The sequence below is a fragment of the Paracoccus sp. P2 genome, from assembly GCF_046335115.1.
Lineage (GTDB): Bacteria > Pseudomonadota > Alphaproteobacteria > Rhodobacterales > Rhodobacteraceae > Paracoccus > Paracoccus pantotrophus.
On sequence record NZ_JBGOSN010000029.1, the window covers coordinates 1 to 20254 of the forward strand.

22 protein-coding genes are annotated in these 20254 nt (G+C 65.7%); 1 reads left to right on the forward strand and 21 read right to left on the reverse strand.

What is annotated here, in order from left to right:
• Positions 1–341: 341 nt before the first annotated feature.
• Both ACDP63_RS16645 and ACDP63_RS16650 read right to left on the reverse strand, forming a co-directional pair.
• Entirely contained in the window at positions 342–971 is a 630-nt protein-coding gene (locus tag ACDP63_RS16645; protein WP_024843882.1) for a 3-oxoacid CoA-transferase subunit B, read from the reverse strand.
• On the reverse strand, positions 971–1684 hold the full coding sequence (locus ACDP63_RS16650; protein ID WP_024843881.1) for a CoA transferase subunit A: 714 nt from the start codon (positions 1682–1684) through the stop codon (positions 971–973). The genes ACDP63_RS16645 and ACDP63_RS16650 overlap by 1 nt, the downstream gene beginning before the upstream one ends.
• Before the next feature lie 115 nt (positions 1685–1799).
• On the opposite strand from ACDP63_RS16650, the gene ACDP63_RS16655 reads away from it, so the two are divergent.
• Positions 1800–2378, forward strand: a complete 579-nt coding sequence (locus ACDP63_RS16655; RefSeq protein ID WP_024843880.1) for a LuxR C-terminal-related transcriptional regulator — start codon at positions 1800–1802, stop codon at positions 2376–2378.
• A 431-nt stretch (positions 2379–2809) separates the two neighbouring features.
• Here the strand turns inward: ACDP63_RS16655 and ACDP63_RS16660 are convergent, their stop codons facing one another.
• From ACDP63_RS16660 to ACDP63_RS16750, 19 genes are all read right to left on the reverse strand, one after another.
• Positions 2810–3727, reverse strand: coding sequence for a glycine betaine ABC transporter substrate-binding protein (locus ACDP63_RS16660; protein WP_231486983.1), 918 nt, complete (start codon positions 3725–3727; stop codon positions 2810–2812).
• A gap of 332 nt (positions 3728–4059) precedes the next feature.
• Positions 4060–5178, reverse strand: a complete 1119-nt coding sequence (locus ACDP63_RS16665) for a mandelate racemase/muconate lactonizing enzyme family protein (protein ID WP_024846065.1) — start codon at positions 5176–5178, stop codon at positions 4060–4062.
• A gap of 10 nt (positions 5179–5188) precedes the next feature.
• Positions 5189–6262 carry an alcohol dehydrogenase family protein gene (locus tag ACDP63_RS16670; RefSeq protein WP_024846064.1) on the reverse strand — a complete coding sequence of 358 codons (1074 nt, stop codon included), beginning with the start codon at positions 6260–6262 and terminating at the stop codon, positions 5189–5191.
• 364 nt (positions 6263–6626) lie between these two features.
• Positions 6627–6905, reverse strand: a complete 279-nt coding sequence (locus ACDP63_RS16675; protein ID WP_409928295.1) for a hypothetical protein — start codon at positions 6903–6905, stop codon at positions 6627–6629.
• A complete protein-coding gene (locus ACDP63_RS16680) occupies positions 6895–7704 on the reverse strand; it encodes a DNA adenine methylase (protein WP_409928296.1) in 810 nt (269 codons plus the stop codon). Before ACDP63_RS16680 ends, ACDP63_RS16675 begins: the two co-directional genes overlap by 11 nt.
• The gene (locus tag ACDP63_RS16685; RefSeq protein WP_409928297.1) at positions 7697–8770 is read right to left on the reverse strand and encodes a reverse transcriptase domain-containing protein; all 1074 of its coding nucleotides are present in this window, start codon (positions 8768–8770) and stop codon (positions 7697–7699) included. Before ACDP63_RS16685 ends, ACDP63_RS16680 begins: the two co-directional genes overlap by 8 nt.
• A 298-nt stretch (positions 8771–9068) precedes the next feature.
• Positions 9069–9416: a diversity-generating retroelement protein Avd gene (gene avd / locus ACDP63_RS16690; protein ID WP_409928298.1), complete on the reverse strand. Its 348-nt coding sequence runs from the start codon at positions 9414–9416 to the stop codon at positions 9069–9071.
• Positions 9417–9495: 79 nt separating this feature from the next.
• Positions 9496–10581, reverse strand: a complete 1086-nt coding sequence (locus ACDP63_RS16695; protein WP_409928299.1) for a hypothetical protein — start codon at positions 10579–10581, stop codon at positions 9496–9498.
• A gap of 5 nt (positions 10582–10586) precedes the next feature.
• A complete protein-coding gene (locus ACDP63_RS16700) occupies positions 10587–10937 on the reverse strand; it encodes a hypothetical protein (RefSeq protein ID WP_409928300.1) in 351 nt (116 codons plus the stop codon).
• Positions 10938–10945: 8 nt separating this feature from the next.
• A complete protein-coding gene (locus tag ACDP63_RS16705) occupies positions 10946–11866 on the reverse strand; it encodes a hypothetical protein (protein ID WP_409928301.1) in 921 nt (306 codons plus the stop codon).
• A 16-nt stretch (positions 11867–11882) separates the two neighbouring features.
• Entirely contained in the window at positions 11883–12320 is a 438-nt protein-coding gene (locus tag ACDP63_RS16710; protein ID WP_409928302.1) for a hypothetical protein, read from the reverse strand.
• A 7-nt stretch (positions 12321–12327) separates the two neighbouring features.
• The gene (locus ACDP63_RS16715) at positions 12328–13356 is read right to left on the reverse strand and encodes a phage tail protein (protein ID WP_409928303.1); all 1029 of its coding nucleotides are present in this window, start codon (positions 13354–13356) and stop codon (positions 12328–12330) included.
• Entirely contained in the window at positions 13349–14452 is a 1104-nt protein-coding gene (locus ACDP63_RS16720; RefSeq protein ID WP_409928304.1) for a baseplate J/gp47 family protein, read from the reverse strand. Before ACDP63_RS16720 ends, ACDP63_RS16715 begins: the two co-directional genes overlap by 8 nt.
• On the reverse strand, positions 14439–14810 hold the full coding sequence (locus ACDP63_RS16725) for a GPW/gp25 family protein (RefSeq protein WP_409928305.1): 372 nt from the start codon (positions 14808–14810) through the stop codon (positions 14439–14441). Before ACDP63_RS16725 ends, ACDP63_RS16720 begins: the two co-directional genes overlap by 14 nt.
• A 112-nt stretch (positions 14811–14922) precedes the next feature.
• Positions 14923–15393: a phage baseplate assembly protein V gene (locus ACDP63_RS16730; RefSeq protein ID WP_409928306.1), complete on the reverse strand. Its 471-nt coding sequence runs from the start codon at positions 15391–15393 to the stop codon at positions 14923–14925.
• Positions 15383–16351, reverse strand: a complete 969-nt coding sequence (locus tag ACDP63_RS16735) for a phage late control D family protein (RefSeq protein ID WP_409928307.1) — start codon at positions 16349–16351, stop codon at positions 15383–15385. The genes ACDP63_RS16730 and ACDP63_RS16735 overlap by 11 nt, the downstream gene beginning before the upstream one ends.
• Complete coding sequence (locus tag ACDP63_RS16740; RefSeq protein ID WP_409928308.1) at positions 16348–16575, reverse strand: tail protein X; 228 nt, start codon at positions 16573–16575, stop codon at positions 16348–16350. Before ACDP63_RS16740 ends, ACDP63_RS16735 begins: the two co-directional genes overlap by 4 nt.
• Entirely contained in the window at positions 16572–17093 is a 522-nt protein-coding gene (locus ACDP63_RS16745) for a phage tail protein (protein WP_409928309.1), read from the reverse strand. The genes ACDP63_RS16740 and ACDP63_RS16745 overlap by 4 nt, the downstream gene beginning before the upstream one ends.
• 10 nt (positions 17094–17103) lie before the next feature.
• Positions 17104–20220, reverse strand: a complete 3117-nt coding sequence (locus ACDP63_RS16750) for a phage tail tape measure protein (protein WP_409928310.1) — start codon at positions 20218–20220, stop codon at positions 17104–17106.
• Positions 20221–20254 lie beyond the last annotated feature (34 nt).

A 20254-nucleotide genomic window follows, 5' to 3' on the forward strand; every position in this document is an offset into this window, starting at 1 on the left:
ACCCTCTATCGCTACGTCGATGCCAACGGAAACCTCAGGGACCACGGAAGGCGCGTTTTATCGGCTTAGCGTAGGATTTAGCACCGTCCGGCAGCAGACCCCAAGAAGGTCTCCGAATAGCCCGCCCAAGCCCGCGGGGCCGAGCCTGCCGGCCAGCCCTTCGGAACGAAAAGGGCAGGACGAAAAGGGCAGGGAAGTCGCCCATCCCCGCGCGTCACGCCGAATCAGACGATTCCGGCCTTCTTTCTTGCCGAAATATCCTCGGGGGTGAATTGCGGCCCCAGGCCGCAAGAGGGGGCAGACAGCCCCCTCCGCCTCCCTTGACGCTCGGCCGAGCTTGCTCAGCCGACGATGGTCGCCTCGGTCGCAGCGCGCAGCTCGGCCTCGCTCACGCCATCGGCCAGCTCGACGAGCTTCAGCCCGCCCGGAACCACGTCCAGCACGCCCAGATTGGTGATGATCCGGTTGACCACCGCCTGGCCGGTCAGCGGCAGGGTGCAGGATTTCAGCACCTTCGACTCGCCGTGCTTCGACGTGTGGTCCATCACCACCACCACCCGGCCGACGCCCGCTACCAGGTCCATCGCGCCGCCCATGCCCTTGACCAGCTTGCCCGGGATCATCCAGTTCGCCAGGTCGCCGTTCTCGGCCACCTCCATCGCCCCCAGGATCGCCATGGCGATCTTGCCGCCGCGGATCATCGCGAAGCTCTCGGCGCTGTCGAAATAGGCGGTCTGCGGCAGCTCGGTCACCGTCTGCTTGCCGGCATTGATCAGGTCCGGGTCCTCCTCGCCCTCATAGGGGAAGGGGCCGATGCCCAGCATGCCGTTTTCCGATTGCAGCGTCACATGCACCCCCTCGGGGATGAAATTCGCCACCAGCGTCGGGATGCCGATCCCGAGGTTAACATACCAGCCGTCCTGCAGTTCCTGCGCGGCCCGCGCCGCCATCTGGTTGCGGTCCCAAGGCATCAGACAGCCTCCTTCTTGCGGGTGGTGCGCTGCTCGATGCGCTTTTCATGCTGGCCCTGGACCAGGCGATGGACATAGATGCCCGGCAGGTGGATGGCGTCGGGGTCGAGGCTGCCGGTCGGCACGATCTCCTCGACCTCGCAGACGCAGATCCGGCCGCATTTCGCCGCCGGCACGTTGAAGTTGCGCGCCGTCTTGCGAAAGATCACGTTGCCGGTTTCGTCCGCCTTCCAGCCCTTGACGATGGAAAGGTCGGCGACGATGGCGCGTTCCAGGATATAGGTCTGGCCGTCGAAATCCTTGTGTTCCTTGCCCTCGGCGACCACGGTGCCGACGCCGGTCCGGGTATAGAAGCCGGGAATGCCGGCGCCGCCCGCGCGCATGCGTTCGGCCAGGGTGCCCTGGGGGTTGAACTCCAGCTCCAGCTCGCCCGAGAGGTATTGCCGCATGAACTCGGCGTTTTCGCCCACGTAGGAGGAGATCATCTTGCGGATCTGCCGGCTGTCGAGCAGCTTGCCCAGCCCGAACCCGTCCACGCCGCAATTGTTGCTGGCAATGGTCAGATCCTTCGTTCCCGCCCGCAGGATCGCCTCGATCGCCAGTTCGGGGATGCCGCAAAGCCCGAAACCCCCGGCCGCAATCAGCATCCCGTCCTTCAAGAGCCCGTCCAGTGCGGCATCCGCGCTGGGATAAAGCTTGTTCGATCCTGTCATTCGCACGCCTCGATATGATGATCCGACGGCCGGCTTTCTCCTCCGCCGCGACCGAGCTTGTCGCATGCGGTGGAAATACTCTATCCGTAGGAATACGTAGTCGAATAGGTATTCCATGCAGCCAGCCCATCGCCAGTTGACGGCCAGGGATTACGACAGCCTTGGCTTTCAGAACGCCCCCGATGCGACCCTGGTCCTGGCCGAGCGCGTGATCGTCCGCGCCAGCCTGATGGTCGAGGCGGTCTTCGGCTGGACGCCGCAGGAGCTGGCGGGGCGGTCCATGCGCTGCCTTTACCCCGGCCAGACCGATTTCGACCTGGTCGGCGAGCGGGCACGCAAGGCGCTGCGCGAGCGGCCGTTCTATCGCGACGAACGCTTCATGCGGCGCAAGGACGGGCAGATCGTCTGGATGGAGGGTCGCGGCCGGACCATGGACCAGGCCGACCCGCACCGGCTGGCGATCTGGACCTACCGGCCGCTGGATTCCGCGGTTGGTGCCGGCAGCCTGCTGACTGCGGCCGAGAAGCGCGTCGCCGGCTATCTGGTCAATGGCTTTACCAGCAAGGAGATCGCCAAGTCGCTGGGCTGTTCGCCCCGCACGGTCGAGGTGCATCGCGCCAACATGATCCGCAAGATCGGCGTGCGCAACAGTTTCGAGCTGGTGCGGCGGCTGCTCGACACCGGTGCGGGCTGATGACGATAGGTTCTGGTGCCGACGATCAGAGATCGCATTGATCTGCCTGGATCGGGATGGGGCTGGCAGTTTATTTACATAACTCCGGTTATCGGTGGAATACAGCCTTGGGGGTCGCATCGTCACGGCGCAAGCGGTGATTTACCTGTCGCGGTTCTGCTGTGAGGCATGACATGAAAGCCATTCTTCCTGTGTTCGTGAAAGCCGTGCTGCCGGTGTCGTGGGTCGCCGACCATGGTCCCAGCCTATCATGCCGCCGCTTGTGGCAGCGGCGGATGCCATGTTTGCTGCTCCTGTGTGGATAGGCTTGTGGGTGGGATGTGAAAGGCCCGCCCGGTCATGACGACCGGGCAAACCAAAGGGCTCGGGAAATACGGATCACTGCGCCAGAAGGTCGGTTGATCGGCCCGGCCATGACGCAGAGGTCACGATCAAAGCGCAGCTTCGACCTTTTCCGCGACTTCGGCGGGAACCCATTTCGTCCAGATATCCTTGTTCTCCTCCAGGAAATGCAAGGCCGCATCCTCTCCCATGGCCTGATTCTCGGCTTGCCAGGCCATCAGGCTGGCGACGGTGTCATTGCTCCAGCCGCGGGTGTTGAAATAATCCATGATCGCCGGGTGTATGCGGTCGGCGAAAGCCTTGGTCACCACGGTCATGACCGTGTCGACGGGCCATGCCGTCACCTTGGGATCGGGGCAATCCAGGTTGGTGATGCACCTTTGCCATTCGGCGGCATCCTGCTCGGCATTGGGTTCAAGCAGGACCAGATCATACCGGCCCAGAAGCGCGGTCGGCGCCCAGTAATAGGTGATGAAGCCTTCCTGACGCTCATAGGCTCGGGCGATGGCGCCATCCAGGCCCGCGGCCGAACCCGGCCGCATCAGGTTGAAGCCCTTTTTCTCGGCCTCGTAGGCCTTGAACAATTGCGCGGTGACCACCGTCGCCCCCCAGCCTTCGGCGCCGTTGAAGATCACGCCCTTGTCGGGGTTTTCCGGGTCGGGGAAAAGCTCGGGATGCGCCAGGGCATCTTCGACCGTCTTGATGTCGGGATGCGCGTCGGCCAGGTATCTGGGGATCCACCAGCCCTGGATGCCGCCATCGGGCAGGGCCGGCGCGCCATAGACGATCTTGCCGTCCTTGAGCCCCTGCGGCACGATTTCAGGCAGAAGGTCCACCCAGGTTTCCGAAGAAACATCGGGCGAGCCTTTCTCGATCATGGATGTGGTCGAGGGAACCGTATCCCCCGGAATGGTCTCGACACGGCAGCCATAGCCGTTCTCGAGGATGAACTTGTCGACATAGGTCAGCAGTTCGGCGCTTTGGACGTTATGGAGCGCAAGGGTCACGTTGCCGCAATCCTGCGCGGCGGCCGACCAAGCGCCGCCAAAGACGCCGGCAGCCAAGGCTGTGGAAGCGAGTAGTCTGTGCACGTTCTTTCTCCCTGTGTGCGGCATTGATCGGGACAGGGCGCCGCCATTGTTCTCTCCTGACCCAGTTCCAAGTGATCGGGCATTCCACATGCGCGATGGATCGGTCTTGCGTATATTCGTATACGATATTTATGCTACGAAATTTTCTGTGTGAAGGCGATTCTGTCAAGCGATTTTTCCGCATGGGCATGCCGCCAGGCGTTCCCACGCCTGACGGTTTGTCGCGATCATGTGCCGGTGGCGGGCCATTATCGCTGATACGAAGCGACGGGCGCGCCCAGCACATCAAGGCGCGGGGTCACGCCCAGGCCCGGCCCGTTCGGGGCACGGACATGCCCCGCCTCGACACCGAACGCCCCGTCCGCCGTCTTCAGCGAGACCATGTCGCGGCATTCCAGCAAGCATCGCAGCTGACGCTCGGGCACCGTCTGGCCAAGATGCACGATGGCCGCGAAGGCGATGTCCGAGCCGGTGGTCTCCTGCACGCTGACCGTATAGCCGGCGGCCAGGCAGATATCGCGGTGCCGCCGCCCACGGGTCAGCCCGCCGTTCTTCGAGATCTTCAGTCCGATGCCTTCGGCGGCGTCATCCGCGATCAGCTGGATGATGGAAGCATCGCTCAGCGCCAGCTCGTCGAAGATGATCGGCACGTCGGTACGGCGGCGCAGGGACAGGCATTCGCGCCAGGTCGCACAGGGCGCCTCCAGTACGAAATCCAGGCCATGCGGCAGCAGGCGCAGCATGCGCAGGGCGGTCTCGACACTCATCCCGCCATTCGCGTCCACGATGAAGAACTCGCCCGGCCGCTTGTCGGCCAGCGATGCGGCGATGCGCGCGGCATCTTCTGCCGGATCGCCGCCGATCTTGACCGAATGGCCGATATAGCCCCGCGCCCGATGCTCGGCCACGCGGCGGCGCATGTCCTCGGGATCGCCCATGTAGATCGACGAGATCACCGGCATCCGCGCATCGGTGCGCCCGCCCAGCAGGTCGCAGACCGGCATGCCCACGGCTTTGCCGAAGATGTCCCAGCAGGCCACGTCCAGCGCGGTCTTGGCATGCTCGTGCCCCAGCAGCGCCTGATCCATGGCGTCGTTGATCCGATCCACCCGGCGCGGATCCCGCCCCAGCAGGTGCGGCGCGATCTCGGCGATGCCGGCCCGGACCCCGAAGGCATGCGAGGCGATATAGGTCGAGCCGAAGGGCGTGCTTTCGCCCCACCCTTCCAGGCCGTTGTCGGTGGTGATGCGGACGATGGTCGCATCGAAGCTGCGATACTCCCGGCCGCCGGACAGCGTGTAGACCCCGCCCGAATAAGGCAGTTCCACCCGGAACACGTCGATTTTGTCGATTGCAAGTTCGGACATGAATGCCGCCTTATTGGGGGATGGTCAGCACCAGCTTGCCGCCGGTGCTCTTGGACAGGAATTCCTTCTGGGCATCCACGATCTGCTCCAGGGGCCAGGTTCCGGCGACATTCGGCCGGATCTCGCCGCGCTCGATATAGGAGATCAGGTTCTCGAAGACCTCGTCTTCCTGGAAGGTGCAGCCGAAGAAGGTCAGATCCTTCAGATACAGTGTCCGCACGTCCAGTTCGACGATCGGCCCGGCGATGGCGCCGGCCACCGCATAGCGCCCGCCGCGCTTCAGCACCTGGAGAAGCTCGGGGAAAGCCGGGCCGGCCACCACATCCAGGACGACATCGACCGATTGCGGCTCGATATGGTCCGCCAGTCTGTCGCCGCGCGGGATCACATGGTCGGCGCCAAGGGCCTTCAATTGCTCGGCCTTGTTCTGTCCTGCGATGGCGGACACCCGTGCGCCCCTGCGCCGGGCCAGCTGGATCGCCGCCGAGCCGACCCCGCCAGATGCGCCGGTGATCAGCACATGCTCGCCCTCGCCGACCCGCGCGCGATGGACCATGCCTTCCGCGGTCGAATAGGCGCAGGGCACCGAGGCCAGTTCGACATCGCTCCAGTCGCAATCGACCTTGTAGGTCTCGCGCGCCGGCGCCTTGGCATATTGCGCGAAGGCCCCGTCGCATTCCGACCCGAAGGTCCAGCATTCCCAGGGACGATAGCCGACATAGGAACGCAGCATGTTGCGCACCAGCACCCGCTCGCCGATGCGGTCGGGACTGACCCCCTCGCCCACCGCGACGATGCGTCCGCAGCAATCGGCGCCCTGGATGCGCGGGAACGTGAGGGCGGTGCCGGACCAGCTGGCGTCGTCGTCATTCGTCGTTTCATAGCCTTCGGCCCCGCCGGCCGAGGTCGCGCTGGTGACGCCCTTGGAATACCAGCCGATCCGGGTGTTGATGTCGGTATTGTTGATGCCGGCCGCGGCGACCTTGATCAGCACCTCGCCCGGCCCGGGCTCCGGGACCGGCAGGTCGTCCCGGATCTCCAGCTTTTCGAATCCGCCATGGCCGGTCAGCAAGGCGCCGGTCATTCCTATCGGAATTGTATCGTCTGATGACATCGCAGTTTCCCTGGTTCGGTCGGATCGATCCCGGCCCCGGCGGGTGCGAGACGATCGCCCCCATCAAGAAGCGGGTTCGGATTCGGGGCAACGCACGAAAATTTCCAAGTCGAGTTGAGCTGAAGTCAACCGGGGCCGCGGAACCGCTACCAATCCGAATGGATCCCCTGGCACCTCAAGCCGGAGGGCGGCCTCCGCCGGGGCAGGGGGTCTCGCGCACCTGCCGGGCCTGTTCCCTGTAGCGCGCCACGAGGTTTGCGCAGTCGGGACACGAGGTTTGCGCACTTTTCGAGCGGCCGATTGAACGCCATTTAAACGCACCTCAAACCCTCGTTTAAACGTCCGGTGACTGGCCCATATACCAAGGCGCTGATCCCTGCGCCACCACCTGCCCCGACACCTCAAGGCTGGCGCGCATCGAGGCCACGCGAGCCTCGGCGTCTTCCCAGTCATAGGCGGCGATCTGGACCGTCCAGCGGCGACCGTCATGATGCCAGTCGATAGCGAATAGCAGCATCGGCCGCCCCTCGCTGTCGCGCACGATGCAGTTGCTGTCGGGACCGTTCAGCGCCGCCTCGCGCCGCTCGCGCTCCTTGCCCAGATCAATGAGCATAGCCGCCTCCGCTGATGATCAGCTCGCCCACCCGGCTCGCGCCCTTGCTCGACAGGGTATAGGTGGTCTCGACCGCCTCGATCTCAAAGCCTGCGAACAACGCCCGAACTTCGGGCGTGTCGTTGATGGACAGGATGAACCGCCCCTTGAGCTGGTGCAGCAGCACCGCCAGCCGGAGAAAGTCGCGCCGAGCGAACATGCCTGCGCCATAGTCGCCCTCATTGCCCCAGTAGGGCGGGTCCAGATAAAAGAGCGTGCCCGGTCGGTCGTAGCGCGTCAGGAAGGTGTCGTAAGAGAGGCACTCGATCACGACGCGAGCGAGCCGGGTGTGAACCTCCTCAAGCATCGGCCCCAGCCGGGTGATGTCGAATCGGGCTGGCCGGCCGTAGGACACGCCGAAGCTGCGGCCGCTGACCTTGCCGCCGAAGGCGGTGTTTTGCAGGTAGAGGAACCGCGCTGCCCGCTCCAGATCAGTGAGGGTGTCGGGGTCGGTCGAGCACAGGCGCTCGAACTCCACCCGCGTGGTGAGCTGGAAGCGCATCATGTCGATGAAGGCGACGTAATGACGCTGGAGCACCCGGAAAAAGGTCGCCACGTCGCGGCTGTAGTCGTTGATGACTTCGGATTTCGGGGCCAGATGGCGACGCAGGAACACGCCCGCCATACCGACGAACACCTCGGCGTAGCAGTCGTGGGGCGTGGCGTCGATCCGCTGGATGAGGGTCTTCGCAAGGTTGCGCTTGCCGCCGATATACGGGGCCAGCGGGGTCAATGGCTTGACCTGCGACCGGCTATTCATGGGGCCTCCTTTGGCGCGGTGGCGGGATGAAGGCGACATCGCCGAGGATGCGGCTGCGCAGCCTGAAGGTGTCGGCGTGGCCGGCATGGCCGACCCAGCTCATCACCACTTGAGTGACCTGATCGAGCGTGATCTTGCCCTCGTGGTATTGCCGGGCCATCCGCTTCATCTTCCGTCTCATGCGGCCGGCGCTGTCCTTCCTGATCTTCCGATGCGTCGGCCATATGCGATAGCCGAGGAAATCGAGCGACCGACCGTTGGTGGTCGATATGGGAAAGACCTGCGTCTTGCCGTTGAGGCGCAGGCCGAGATTGGCATGAAGGAAGTCCTCGATCGTGCGGCGCAGCTCGTGCAGATGGGCCTTGTCGTGGCCGACGATGGCGAAATCGTCCATGTAGCGCAGGTAGCGTTTCTCGCGCAGCTCCTCCTTCACAAAGGCATCCAGCTCGTGCAGGTAGATGTTGGCGAAGAGCTGGCTGGTGAGGTTCCCGATCGGAATGCCGCGCGGCATGATCTCACCCGGTTCGGCGGCGCTGTCGATGATGCCGTCGATCAGCCAGAGCGTGTCCGGGCAGGCGATGCGGCGGCGGATCAGGCGCTTGAGCACGTCATGGCAGATGCTCGGGAAGTATTTCGAGACATCGGCCTTGAGCACGTAGATCGTGCCGTGCTCGCGCAGCTCGGCACGCAGGAAGGACTGGGCGCGATCGGCACCGGCATGAGTGCCCTTGCCCGGCCGGCACGCATAGCTGTCGAAGATGAAGCGGCTGGCCCAGATCGGGTCGATGGTCTCGACCAGCGCGTGCTGCACGATCCGGTCCTTCAGCGGCAGCGCGGCGATGGCGCGTTCCTTCGGCTCGAACACGCGGAAATGGCGGTAAGGGCCAGTGCGATAGGTTTTCCAGAGCAGGCTGTTCTGGATGTCGAACAGGTTGGGTTCGAGGTCGCTCTCGAAGCGGATGACATCGGTCTGGCTGCGGCGGCCACGGATGACGCGGCCCCAAGCGCGGTGCAGCGCCTCGAAGGTGGTCAGCTTCTCAAAGAGGTCGCTATAGGTTTTCGCCATCAGCATCCACCCGGTGAAACGGGCGACCGGAGCGAGGGGCCGCCGCCATGTCGGCGGCTACTGTCCCACCCCGGCCCGTTGTCATTTTTCGGCACTTGGCCGAGGATCGCGGGTCCTTTCGAGGGCGCGCTGGAAGGGACCCCATGAGGTCCCAGCTTCTGGCTTTCCCCGAGAGCGGGCCGGAAGCCGATGTTCGTGCTCGTGTTCGAGCGCGCGTTGTTCAGGTTGAGGGCGAAGACCCCGGCGTTGACGCCGTTGTTCCAGTTGCCCCCACGGATCGGCAGACCGTCAAGCCACATTACCCGCGCCCCTGTTCGTTGAGACTTTTGAACCACCCGCCCACCATCCGGCCGATCTCGTCCAGATGGCGGCTCCACACCTCGTAGTTCTTGAAGGGGAGGAAGCCGAGCTTCTGGGCGATCCTGATCTGGCTGCGCAGCAGGTCCAGCTCAGCGTCAAGCTCCTGCATCGTCGTCTTTTTGAAGTAGCGGCGATTGCAGATGATGATGAGCCGAAGGAGCGCCCACATGGTGGTGCGGATTTCCTGCGACAGAACGTGACGTTCGGCCTTCGGAAACTGTTTCAGCACTCCATACCCATAGGCGATCATGTCTTCGCACTTGCGACGGATTTTCAGATCGTCCACCGCATCCCCCGGCAGGCAGTTTCAAAATTCTAGAGGGACGGGCTATCGCCCGTCCCGACAGAGGTCAGGTGGCCAGATTTCAGAGCACGAAAGCGGGCCGGAAGCCGATGAACGTGCCCGTGCGCGAGCGCGCGTTGTACAGGTTGAAGGCGAAGACCCCGGCGTTGACGCCGTCGGCCCAGTAGCCCCCACGGATCGGCAGACGCTCGCCGTTGTTACGCACCCAGAAGCGCCCGCGATCGATGTCCGTCGCGTGCGGGAACAAGCCCAGCACCTTGAGCAGCGGTGGCACTGTGACGCCGCTGGCGGCGGTCAGGTCCTTATACTGCTGCGATACGTAGTGCGTGCTCTCGTCTGAAGTCTGGCTGGTGACGGCCGTCGCCAGTTGCGGATTGCCGGTCCCGTCAGCGCCGGTGGCGTTCCACTTGAGGGTGTTGGCGGTGCCCGGATTGACCAGTGATCCGTTCTGAAGGATGGCGCGCCACAGCGTGCTCCCGGCGCTGTGATCGGCTCCGGGCTGGGCGGCGTTGTTCTCGGGGATGATCTGGATTTCGCCATCCACGAGACGCAGGCCGCGCACCCATTCGTGGACATTGCCGGTGAGGTCGGCGATGCCGGCCGGGGTGTTGTCGTGATACCAGCTCACCGGGCCGGAGCCGGTCAGCGTGCGCGCCGTACCTTCGGCGAGGCCGGGCGCAAGGCCATCCTGCCGGCGGCCGGTCTCGAAGGTCTGGCTGTGGTCGCGGCCGTAGTTGGTGTTCCCGCGCGGCATGAAGCCGTTCTTCCAGCACCAGAGCGCGACCGCCGACCACTCGGCGTTCGTCATCATATGCCAGCCCGGCCCCTTGGCCGTGCATCGCAGATCGGCCGTGTCGAAGTTGATCGAGGCGTTCGGGTCCTGTCCGGGCAGCGAGAGCGCGTGGCTGTCATGGATGCGGGCGAGATACTTGCCGACGAAGATTTCCGACTTCTGCACGCCGCCGACGAGGAACGCCGGATGCGTGCCGGTGCCGAGGTTGGGGTGGATGTCCTCGATATTGAAGCGAGGCACCACGCACATGACGGAAGGATAGCCCTTGCTGTCGTAGAGCACGGTGTTGACGCCGCCGGTTGCGGCTTCGACGGACTGGCGCAGCGCGTCCGGCGCGGAGATGGTGACACCCATCGGGTTTACTCCTGTTCAGGGGTTTCGGGGTTTTCGGGCAAGGCCCACAGTTGCAGCGTCACGGCATCGGCCTGACATGGCTGCGGCACCGGCACGATCTGGGTCACTTCCTCCCCCTCGACCGTCTCGGTGACCTCCTCGTCGACGTAGCGGCGCGGAGGAATGATGATGAGGGCGGCATAGGCATCACCCTCAAGTTCGGGCTGCCCTGCGGCGTCGGCGAAGACCGAAATCACGCGCTCGGTGTCTTGCTGTTCTTCGGCAAGGTTGATGGTGAGCGTGCCGCCGAGGGTCAAGACGCAGCCTTCAAGCTCGAAAGCGAGCTTGGCCCCCTCGTTGAGATGTACGATGTTCATGGTTGCCCTCACTGGTAGCGGATGTTGAGAAGCGTCCAGCGGACGCGTACGTTGTCGGCGCTGCCGGTCATCCTGATCTTGAAGCCGTTGGTCGCCCGGTCGTAGGCTTCAAGCGCGCCCACGGCCGCGATGTTGGTGGCGCTCTCAACCTCAAGGGCGACGCCGTAATCGGCGGCCGGAAGCGTCGCCGGGAAGGCGATGGTGGCGAAGGGATCGAAGGTCGACACCCACGCATTGGACGGCTGGATGACGCGCAGGTCCGTCAGGGTGACGGCCGACAGGCTGTTGCCGTAGTTCTGGGCCGGCACGTCGATCCGGTAGAGTGCGAGGCCGGTGGGCGGCACCTCGTCGGCAATCTGCACGCCATAGGTCGAGCCGCCGGTGTTGATGAGATAGGCGTAATAGACCTTCGCCTCGTCGGTCTCGTTGCTCGGCACCGAGACGTGGTAATCGTCGTCGGGGAGCGAGACGATGATGCCATCGATCCGCGCCCGCGACACGCCGGTTCCAACCGTGCCTGACAGCGACAGATGCAGCGCCCTGATTTCGGATTTGGTGAGCACCAAGCCGCTGATGACGTGCTTGTTGCGGATGGTGACGACGCCCTGCGCGAAGATGCGCTGGCGCAGCGCCGCAAGGTCGCGGGCGAGAACACCCGCCAGACCGAGAGCCTCCTGCACGCCGGCGATGATGGTGGTCTGCTGCTCGGGCGCGAAGGCGTCGTAGCCAGCAAGGCGGTCGCCCAGCGTCTCGCCGCCGCCCCGCGCCGCGATCACTTCGTCGGCGACGTTCTTCAGCCAGCGGGTTCGGTTGGCGAGCTGACGCGCCTGCACGTTCGAGATGCCGTCAACGCCGCCGACCACCGGATCGGTCAGCTCGATCTGATAGATGCCGGCGGGAAAGGTGTTGGTTTCGGGAAGGTTCGCCATTCCAGAGGCTCCGTTGCTAGAAGATGATGGTCCACGCGCCGTCGAGGCTGATGTCCTCGGCCTTCTCGATCGGAGCGCGGGTCTTTCGGGCGAAGAGGGTGTTGTCGGCCGCGATCAGCCCGAACTCGCGGATCACCTTGCCGTTGGCCTCGGTGGTCTCCAGCTTCCAGTTGAACTGCACACGGCCGGCGGCCGGATACTCGTGGCCTTGCAGGTTCTTGATGAAGGAAGAGGTCAGGGCGGTGTCGGCGGGCGTCGGCCCGCTGCCATTGGTGCCAACCCCGATCTTGGTGATGATCTTGCCCGCCCCGTCGCCGGCCACGAGCTGGGCCAGCGCCACGCGGGCGGCGACCATGATCATGTTGTCGTCGCGCCAGCTCTCGACGAGCACGCCGGCACGCCGGACGTTGACAAGGAGAGAGCCGCGCAAGGTCAGGATTTCGGTGGCCTTCATAGCGTCCTCAAATGACTGTTAGCGGGGTTTGGACGGGGCCGGAGTGGAAGACCCCGGCATAGTAGGGATGCCCGCCGTCATGGGCGGTCTCGCCGTCATAGATGTCGCCCGCGTGGCGGTGACGGCCATCATGGCGCAGGTGGCGCGTGACGATGATCGACATGGTCGGATCGGCGACGGACGGCTGATCCTCGCCATAGGTAATGCCGGCATGGACGTAGCGGCCGTCATGGAGCGGCTCGACCGCCACGCGGTCCTCGATCGTCATGTCAAGATGCGTGGTCAGTTCGACCCAGCGGTTGCTGTAAAGCTCCCCGGTCTCGCCCCAGCCGGTATGATCGGCCGCCCCGTCATAGACGAGCGCGCTGCCGAAGAAGTGGCGCACGCCGTGATCGTGATCGATCGTGCCATCATAGCGCCGGCCCCACGGATAGGTGTCGTCGGCCGCGTGGTGGCCGGCCGCGCTCAACTCGTCTCGAACATCGAGCGCGTCGGACGTGTCGGCGCGAAAGCCGATGTCAACGAGGTGCGACCGGGCATTCTTCCAGACGTTGATGAGGGCGACGAGCTGGGCGATGCGCGTGGCACTGACACCCTTGTCCTCACCCAGATCGAGCAGCACCCGGAACATGGCCCAGCGGATGCCGCCGCCATAGGTCTCTGCGGCTGAATGGCTCTGCGCCCCGTTATAGAGGGCGACCGGCAGCCCCTCGACGATCTCGGCATCGGCATAGCCGAGCGCCTTGATCGCCTCGCGGATCGCCCAGGGCGTGCCGGTGTGTCGGTGCAGGTCGATCGCCCGCTTGATGAGCGCTCGGCGCTCGGCGGCCGTCTCGGCAAGGTCCCAGCCCTCGACGCCGAGGATATGGAACTGCCACGCGAGCAGATAGAGCGCATCCTCCTGAAGCTCGTCGACGCGATAGATCAGCAGCTTGGTCAGGTCGAGGTCGCCCTGCCGGCCGATCAGCCGCATGAGTGCGCGGGTGCGCGCGTCGTCTATGCCCGGCGGGATCAGGCGCAGATCGTCGTCAGCCATCGGCCACCCCCGCAATCGTCAGAGTGATGGCGGTGCAATCCGCCCATTGCGACGGCCCCAGCTCCTGCCATTCCGGGGTGATGAGCTGGACGCGGTAGACGCCGGCGACCGACAAGGCGGCAATGCACTGGCTGGGCACGAGGTCGCGGCCGAGGCCCCGGCGGCGTTCGGACGCAAATGCGGCCGCTGCCCGGTTGACGGCCTCCATCGTCGCGTCGGGATCGGCATCTCGGTAGAGCGTGATCGTGCCGGTGATGGTGTAGGGAACGCGGTCAGGCGGAGCGACCTGCACCGTATCGGTCAGCGGCCGCACCTTATCGTCGGAGAGCTGGGCATGAACGAGGTCGAGCAGCTCGGCGCTGGGCAGGCCCTCGTCGGTCAAGATATGGACGCGCACTGTGCCGGGCTGCGGGCTCAACACAGCCGCGTCGATGATCGACTGGTGCGCCGACATGGCGTGCCAGCTATAGGCCCCGACAGGGCCGGCCACCGAGAACCGCTCCGGGGCCTCGCGGATACGATCGCGCAGCCTGTCGTCGGTCTCGCGGGCGCGGCCGCCATAGGTGACCGAGATGTTGACGGCCGTGGCGACAAAGGCGACCGGATCGAGCAGCGTGGCGATCTGGCCCGACACATAGCCGTTGGCGGCCTCGCCCGGCGCGTCGGCCTGCGCCGCGACCTCGCCAGCAAGCTGGCCGGCCTCGATCTCCAGCGGTGCGGTGGTGACAAAGGTCGCAAGGCCGTCGCCCGAGCGCACCCGCGTTCCGGCCGGCACGATGATCGCGCCGGGCTGGGCGGCCGATAGCGTGAAGCGGATCGTGGTCAGCGCCGACGCCTCGGGCAGGCGCACAACGCCGAGCAGCTCGCCAAGATAGTCGAGCATGGGGAAGCGGGCGAAGGCGAGCAGGTTCTGCTTGGCCGCCTCCTGAATGGCGACACGGACAAGGCTTTCACGGTAGGAGATGAGGTCGATGATGAGCCGCTCGACCTGCGCCGGCTGGAGCTTGCGGCCGGTATAGTTCTCATAGTCGGTGATGAGCTGCTCGGTGAGGGCGGCGGGGTCGCGCTCGACGAAATCGGGTTCAGGCAACGTCATCGCGAACCTCCGTGGCGATCAGCTCGCCCAGACCGTTCAGACGCCACTCGACCGTGATGTGCAGGTGATGCTGGAGCGAGGTCGGCACGAGCCGCACCACCTCAATGCGCGGCTCCCAGCGCCGCAGCGCGTCGATCCCCTCGCGCACCACATGCGGCACTGCCTCGCCGTTCGGATGATCGACATAGTGCCAGAGATCCGAGCCGAACTCGGGCCGGTGCGGGTCCGAGCCTTTCGGGGTGAGCAGGATGATGCGGATGCACTGATGGATGTCGTCGAGGTTTTCGACGATCTCGCCATGCGCGTCGAGCCGGGGCTGCCAGTTGGCGGCAGTTATCTTGCGGACATCCTGAACCATGCGGCGAGGATGACGCGCGGGCGCAAGGCGTCATAGCCGGACAGCTGTCCGGCACATCGGCGGGCCGGCATGGTCGGGAACGGCGTTATCCTAGCACCGGCGCGCCCGGCCATCAAACGGGGACATCGGTGATGCCGCCGCCGGGGACGATGCCGCCATGCTTATGGGTGTCGTCGATCGTCGTGCCGTTATGCGTGATCGAGCCGCCGGTGATGGCGACGCCACCGGGCGAGATTTCGATCGTCACGCCGCCGGTGACGAGCCGGAAGGTCTGGCTTCCCTTGTCATAGGTGAGAGAGGCTCCGTCGCCGTAGACGATCGTATGGACGTTCGGGTCCGACGATGGCGGGGCGTCGGCCTCCGAATAGATCGCGCCGGCCACCACGCCGGCCTCCTCGCCGGGGTCCATGATGCACACGACATGCTCGCCCACCACCGGCATCCAATAGGTCTTGTCGCTCTTGGTCTTGCCCTGAAGCACCTGAAGCCAGAACGATTGCACATCGTCATGATCCGGGAACTTCACCCGGACCTTGGCCTTGGCGGGGTCGGTTTCGGAGACGATACCCAGTCTAAGGGACACGGCGCACCTCGATCTCTGTGGTATAACCCGCCCCGCGCTCGATCCGGTGGCGCGAGGTCTCGACGTAATATTTGCCCGAGAGCTTGCCCAGCATGGCGACCTCGATCACGTTGCCGGCCACCATGCGGTGGTCACCGACGATGAGGATGCGCCCGCGCAGCTTCTTGGCGTTGGCTTTTTTCAGCTCGGCCTCGGCGCGCTTCTTGGCCTGCGCCTCGCTCTCGACGCGAGCCTTGATGCGCAGCGTGTCGCCGGTCTTGACGTTCGGGTCCTCGACCGTCACCTCGATCAGCTTGGCCGTCTCGGGATCGTGGTAGGAGAGCTTGCAGTCCTTGTAGACCTCGTGAACCTTGTCCTGAAACGAAAAACGTTTCATCTCGGTGCGCGGGATCACGGCGACGGGACCTTGGCTTTCGAGGTCCTCGACCTTGGAGAAGAACAGCACCTTGCCGCGAACGGCAAAGACGTGGTGGTACTCTTCGGCGATGCGCTTCAAAAACTCCAGATCGCGCTCGTTGTCCTGTGTCACCCGCTTGAAGGTGATGTTCTCGATCGTACCCTCGACCGACAGGCCGTTCTCGCCCGCGATCTGCTCGGCGATCTGGCGCAGGGTCTTGTTCTCGAAAGCCCGCGTCTTCTTGGTGCGCAGACTTTCCGAGACCGGCGCGGCAAGCCCGCGAATGGTCACGGTATCGGGCGCGCCGTCGAAGTCGATCTCGTCGATCTCGAAGGTGCCGCAGGGCAGCAGCCCTTGCCCGAGCCACCCGATCGACAGGTCGAGCACGTCGCCGTGCTCGGGATACCAGCCACCCTTCCAGCGGTGCAGCTTGTCCTCGAAGGTCGCCTCGATCTCGTCAGACTTGCCGTGGTCGAAGTCCGTATAGATGACCGAGATGGCGTCCGCGCCGATGTCAGCACCCTGATAGGTCAATATCCACTTGGCCTGCGGCACCATCATCGCAGGTTGCTCCGCTTCCATGGCGGCAGGTCGCGATCGAGCACCACCTCGTCGGGGATGATCGGCACGCGCAGCCGGATGCCCGAGGCGAGGAAGGGCCGTATCGGCACGGTGGGGTTCGCTGCGATGATAGGCTCATAAAGGTGCGGGTCGCCATAATAGCGCCACGCGATCAGGTCCCAGCGGTCGCCCTCGGCGGTCAGGTGCTCGACATATTCGGTCATTGCCGCACCACCGAGGAAGACGAGACCGAGGACGGATCGCCGGACGGCGAGGCGGATGCGCCGCCGCGCTGGGTGTTGGAGCCGGCCCCGCTGGCGCGGGCGGCATTGTTCACCACCGAGATGATCGCGCCGAGCAGGCCGCCCAGCCCCGCATACTCGAGCAGCGTCACGCGCGCGGTGATGGCGACCAGCGCGCCGGAGCCGGTGGTTTGCCTCGTCGTCGATTTGATGGATTTGACGACGAACATGCCGACATAGTGGCCCGAACCATAGACCAGCGGCAGCGCGGTGTGCATGGACCCGGCGATGCGCAGCTTCGCCAGCTCGGCCTCGGGGTTGCAGTAGGAGACATGGAAGAGCAGGTCGATGGTGACCTCTTGCAGATCGTCACCGATCCATTGCAGGCGCGGCTTGCCCTCGATCACGGCGTGCTCGGCATAGTCGTAGCCGATCTTGTTGCTGACGCCCTCGAAATAGGTGATGAGCCGGAAGCTGATCGGCCCGAGCACGGCGAACATGGCTGGCCTCCTAGTAGTTGCGGCGCTGGATGCGCGCCAGTTCGTCTTGAATGACCTGCACCAGCTCGTGGCTCATGGAGCGCAGCAGGTCCTGCATCTGCTCGCGTGAGGCGAAGTTGTCGCCGCCCCCGCCGCCGCCCTGCATGGTGACGGTCGGACTGAAATTGACCTCGACGCGCACCGCCTCCGCACCGCCGCGCGCGCCGGCCGGGCTGGCAGCCCCGTCACCGCCAGCCGGCACCACGCCGACCTGCGGCACGGCGATTGAGATAGAGGGGGCGGTGATCTGGCCGGCCGCCTCGACGGCGGGCATCTGCGCGGCGGCGGCCGGCACCGTGAGCGACGCGCCCGCCAGCACGGCCGCCATGCCTGCGGTCAGGCGCTGCACGGCCTCGACGGCCGGGCCGGGCCGGATCGCGCCGGCCAGCGTCTCGGCGAAGCGGACGCGGTGCAGGTCGGAGAGCGGGCCGATCTTCGCGGGAGAGTGCGGCAGGTGGTCGCGCATGGTCTGCACGGTGTCACGCACCGCCTCGACGGCGACCGCCGCCCCGGCGCGGATGCCGGCCGCCAGCGTCGCCATCATCGCCACGCCTTCGGAGAAGAATGTGACACCGGCCACGATGGCGCGGGCGCTGCGCACCGCGTCCTCGGCAGCCGCCGGTATGCCGCCCGCCTGGGCGATGGCATGGGCGGCCGCTTCGGAGACCGCATTGACGCCCGCCTGCGCGGCCGAAAGGTCGAGGCCGGCCACGCCTTCCAGCGCCACCGCCAGCTCGCGGGCTGCCGCCGTCGCCCGCTCGATCGAGGCGGGATCGCGCGCGGCCAGATCGACGGCATCGGCGCTGGAGAAGATGGAGGTGACGCGGTTCCATGCCGCGCCGGCCATGTCGGCGGCGTCGGAGATGAAGCCGACCAGCGTCTCGCCAATACCGCCGAACGACGCCCGGATCGCCTCAAGCGGCGACCACTCGAACAGCGCCCGCAGCCGGCCCCACACCGCGTCGATCGCGGTGAAGGCCAGCTCGAAGGGCGCGGCCATCGCCTGCGTGACGGCCGACCAGTCGATCTCCGGCATGGCGGGAACGATCGCCGCCCAGTCGACGGCCGGGATCAGGCTCGACCAGTCGAAAGCGGCGACACCGGAGAGCAGCTCCGACCACGAGAAGCCGGGGATGAAATCGAGCCACCGAAGCGGCGAGACCCAGCTCACCCAGTCGAGCGCCGTGAGCACGTCGCCCCACGAAAGCGAGCCGATCCATGCTCCCCAGTCGAGGTTCGTGACATAGCCGGCCCAGTCGAGCGCACCCTCGATCACGCCGGCCCACGAGAAGCCGGGGATGAAATCCAGCCACCGGATCGGCAGCAGCCAGCTTGCCCAGTCCAGCACGGTCAGCACCGTGCCCCAGTCGAGCGTCGGGATCAGGCTCGACCAATCGAAGCTGCCGTCGAACACGGAGCCGATGGTTTGCCACCAGCCGGAAAGCCAGTTTGAGAAGCCCTCAAAGGCCGTTTGAACGTCACCCCAGAGCGAGACGAAGAAGGCGGAAATCGGCTCCCAGTATTGCCAGATGAGATAGGCGGCCGCCGCGACCGCCACCGCGATCAGCACGATCGGGTTGGCGAGCAGCGCCAGCCCGAAGGCCCGCGCCGCCACGGCCGCCGCCCGCAGCCCGGCCGCGACGCGCCCTGCCATCGCCGCGCCAAGCGACACCACACCCGACAGAAAGGGGGCGATCGAGCTGGCGGCCGCGAAAGCCAGTCGATAGGCAAAGCCGAGAACTGCACCGGAAGCGGCCAATATCCTCGGCGCGAGCCACACGAAGGCCATCCCGATCTTGGACAGCGCCACCAGTCCGGCCCCGGCCATTGTGGCGAAGCCGCCGATCAGGGTCAGGATCGGCGCGACGATGGCGAGCGAGAAGGCGGCGATGGCCGCCAGCGACATGACGATCTTGGCCAGCCCCGGATTGGCCTGCACCCATTCGCCGAAGCCCGACATCACCTCGGCCAGCCACAGCGTGATCTCGGTCAGGTGCGGCAGCAGCATGTCGCCGAGCACGATGTTGAGCGTCTCGATCGCGCCGGCGAACTCCTCCTGCGCGCCGCGATAATTGTCGCTCATGTCGGCTGCCACCTGCGCGGCGCGCCCGGCCGAGCCGGAGAGCCGGTCGACGTAATCGGAGATGGCGATGCCCTGATTGAGCAGCTCGGCCGCGCCGGCCGCCGCCTCGCGGCCGAACACGGTGCCGATGACGGCAAGCTGCTCCTGCGTGCCTAGCGTCTCGATCGCCGCGCTCACCTCGCCGAGCAGGGTGACCATGTTGCGCATGTTGCCCTGCTCGTCGGCGATCGAGATGCCGAGCGCCTCCAGCACCTTCGACGCCTCGCCCGCCGGCGAGGCCAGCCTTTGCAGCATGGAGCGCAGCGTGGTGCCGGCCTGACTGGACTGGATGCCGGCATTGCCGAGCAGGCCCGCCATGGCCGCCGCCTCTTCGAGGCTCATGCCGGCCGCGCGTGCCACCGGCGCGATATACTTCATGGTGTCGCCGAGCATGGGGATGTCGGTATTGGCGGTGGTGAAGGTCGCCACCATCACGTCCGCCACCCGCGTCATCTCCGAGGCTTCGAGGCCGAAGCCCGACAGGATGTTGGAGGCGATGTCGGCGGCCAGCCCCAGTTCCACCGCGCCGGCGCGGGCAAGATCGAGCATGGCCGGCATGGCGGCCATCTGCTCCTGCGCGGAAAAGCCGGCCTTGGCGAGGAAGCCCATACCCTCGGCGGCCTGACTGGCCGAAAAGGTGGTGGCCGCGCCCAGCTCCAGCGCCTGCGCCCGGAGCTGGTCGAACTCCTCGCCGGTGATGCCGGCCGTCACCGCGCGCACCAGCGCCATCGCCTCCTGAAACTCGGCGGCGACCTCGACCGGGCCGCGGATCGCCCGCATCATCGCGCCGGCCGCGCCCTCGGTCAGCGCGCCCGCGACCGACATGCGCGATCCCCACTCGATCATGCCCCGGCCGCGCTCGGCCATCTCGTCGAAATTGGACAGGGCGCGCGCCATCTCGCGGGCCGGCCCGGTCAGTTGATCGACCGCCCTGACGATGACCGCGAGGTTGAAAATACTGTCCATTGCGCGCTAGGGTCCGATGGTTACAAGTAAAGAC